Genomic DNA, 2,034 nt, shown 5'->3' with positions numbered 1-2,034 from the left:
ACTCCGCCGTCGTCGCCGCCGGCGTGCCGGCGGCGCCCGTGTTACGTGCCCGGCTTCGAGGGGAGTCACGACGTGGCCGCGGCGCGCGACGCCGCCGCGGCGATGGACCGCGAGGTGCGCGTCGTCGAGTTGACCCACGACGCACTCCGCGAGGCCGTCCCCGAACTCGTCTCGATTCTCGGCCGGACGAACCCGATGGACCTGCAGATAGTCCTGCCGCTCTACCTCGTCGGCAAGCGCGTCGCCGCGGACGGCTTCGACCGACTCGCCGTCGGGCAGGGCGCGGACGAACTGTTCGGCGGGTACGCGAAGGTGGCGAAGGCGCCCGACGACCCGCGCGTCGAGGCGGAGACGGTCCGCGGCGCGGCGACCGAACTGATTCGGACGCTCCCCGACCAGTTGGAACGCGACGTGCTCGCCCTCCGCGCGGCGGGCGCGAACCCGTGGCCCCCCTCCTCCACGACGACGTGGTGGCCGCCGCGCTTCCGCTACCGGGGGAACTGCTCGTCGCCGACGGCCGCCGGAAAGTCGCCCTCCGCGAGGTGGCGCGCGGACTCGTCCCCGCCGACGTGGCCGCGGCGGACAAGAAGGCCGTCCAGTACGGGACGTACGCGTCGCGGGAACTCGACCGACTGGCGCGGCGGGCCGGCTACAAGCGTCGGATGGACGACCACGTCGAGAAGTACGTCCGGTCGCTCGTCGAGGAGTGAGGCGGCGAGACGTACGCCCGGTCGCTCAGTCGGCCGACGCGGCGACGTCGATGGCTTCGAGGGAGAACTGGACGGTGTCGGGGTCGAGGTCGGACTCGCGGAGGGCGGCGGCGTCGTACCACGTCCACACCTCCGGGTCCGCCTCGTCGTCGCCGTTCGGGTCGATGTCGCGGGACGATACCGTCGCGTAGTAGATGTGGTCGATGTGCTGGTGGCCGACGCCGCCGTCGCCGTGGACGTTGATGTCGTACAGCATCTGGTGTCGCGGGTCCGGCAGGCGTTCGCCGTCAGGCGCGTCCACCGGGTCGGTTTCGTCCAGTAACTTGGCGTCGAGACCGGTCTCTTCGACCACCTCGCGCAAGCCCGCCTCGTGCGGGAGTTCGTCCCTGTCCACGTGGCCGCCCGGCGGAATCTCGATGCCGAGTCGTTCGTGGTGGTGGAGGGCGACGGCCCCCTCGTTGACGATGTAGACGGTCGCAGTGAAGTGTCGCGTCGTCTCCATGCACCGCCGTTCGGAGCGGGAGCGGTTGGCTGTTTCCGTCGCGGCCGCGGAGAAGCAGGAGTCGGTCAGGCCGTCAGGCCTTCTTCGGCCTCGAGCAGTTCGTGGTAGCGGTTGCGGATGGTCACTTCCGAGATGTTGGCCACCTCGCTCACCTCGCTCTGCGTCACCTTCTCGTTGGCGAGCAGGGAGGCGGCGTAGATGGCCGCGGCGGCGAGGCCGACGGGCGACTTCCCGGAGTGGATGCCCTGTTCTTTGGCCGTCTTCAGCAGTTGGCGGGCGTGGCGTTCGGACTCGTCGGTGAGGCCGAGTTCCGAGGCGAACCGCGGGACGTACTGCTCGGGGTCCGCGGGTTCGATTTCGAGGCCGAGTTCGCGGACGACGTAGCGGTACGTCCGCGATATCTCGTCTTTGTCGACGCGGGACACCACCGTAATCTCGTCGAGCGACCGGGGCGTGCCGGCCATGCGCGCGGCGGCGTACAGGGCCGAGGTGGCGACGCCCTCGATGGAGCGGCCGGGGAGCAGGTCGTCGTCCAGCGCACGGCGGTAGATGACCGAGGCCGTCTCGCGAACGTTGTCGGGGAGTCCGAGCGCCGACGCCATCCGGTCGATTTCGCCGAGCGCCTGCTTCAGGTTGCGTTCTTTGGAGTCGCGCGTGCGGAACCGCTCGTTCCACGTACGCAGTCGCTGCATCTTCTGGCGCTGATTGGACGACAGGGAGTTGCCGTAGGCGTCCTTGTCCTGCCAGCCGATGTTGGTCGACAACCCCTTGTCGTGTGCATCATGTTCGTCGCGCGCGCGACGCGGGACGTCTCGTCCTTCT

General features: G+C 69.7%; 1 protein-coding gene and 2 pseudogenes. 1 reads left to right on the top strand and 2 read right to left on the bottom strand.

Annotated elements, in window-relative coordinates; translation table 11 throughout:
- Window positions 1-710, top strand: a pseudogene (locus GJ632_RS21190) (asparagine synthase C-terminal domain-containing protein); the annotation flags it as partial.
- A gap of 25 nt (window positions 711-735) precedes the next feature.
- On the opposite strand, the gene GJ632_RS21185 reads toward GJ632_RS21190, so the two are convergent.
- Window positions 736-1,212: an NUDIX hydrolase gene (locus GJ632_RS21185; protein ID WP_191453956.1), complete on the bottom strand. Its 477-nt coding sequence runs from the start codon at window positions 1,210-1,212 to the stop codon at window positions 736-738.
- Window positions 1,213-1,277: 65 nt separating this feature from the next.
- Window positions 1,278-2,034, bottom strand: a pseudogene (locus tag GJ632_RS21180) (transcription initiation factor IIB family protein); the annotation flags it as partial.

Source organism: Halogeometricum sp. CBA1124 (assembly GCF_009741955.1).
Lineage (GTDB): Archaea > Halobacteriota > Halobacteria > Halobacteriales > Haloferacaceae > Halogeometricum > Halogeometricum rufum.
Note: the sequence above shows the minus strand (reverse complement) of the source record. Positions and strands in the feature narration are given on the sequence as shown.

Bases quoted from the DNA above. Each gene is read 5' to 3' on its own strand.
- GJ632_RS21185 (WP_191453956.1), bottom strand. From the start codon at position 1,212: ATGGAGACGACGCGACACTTCACTGCGACCGTCTACATCGTCAACGAG.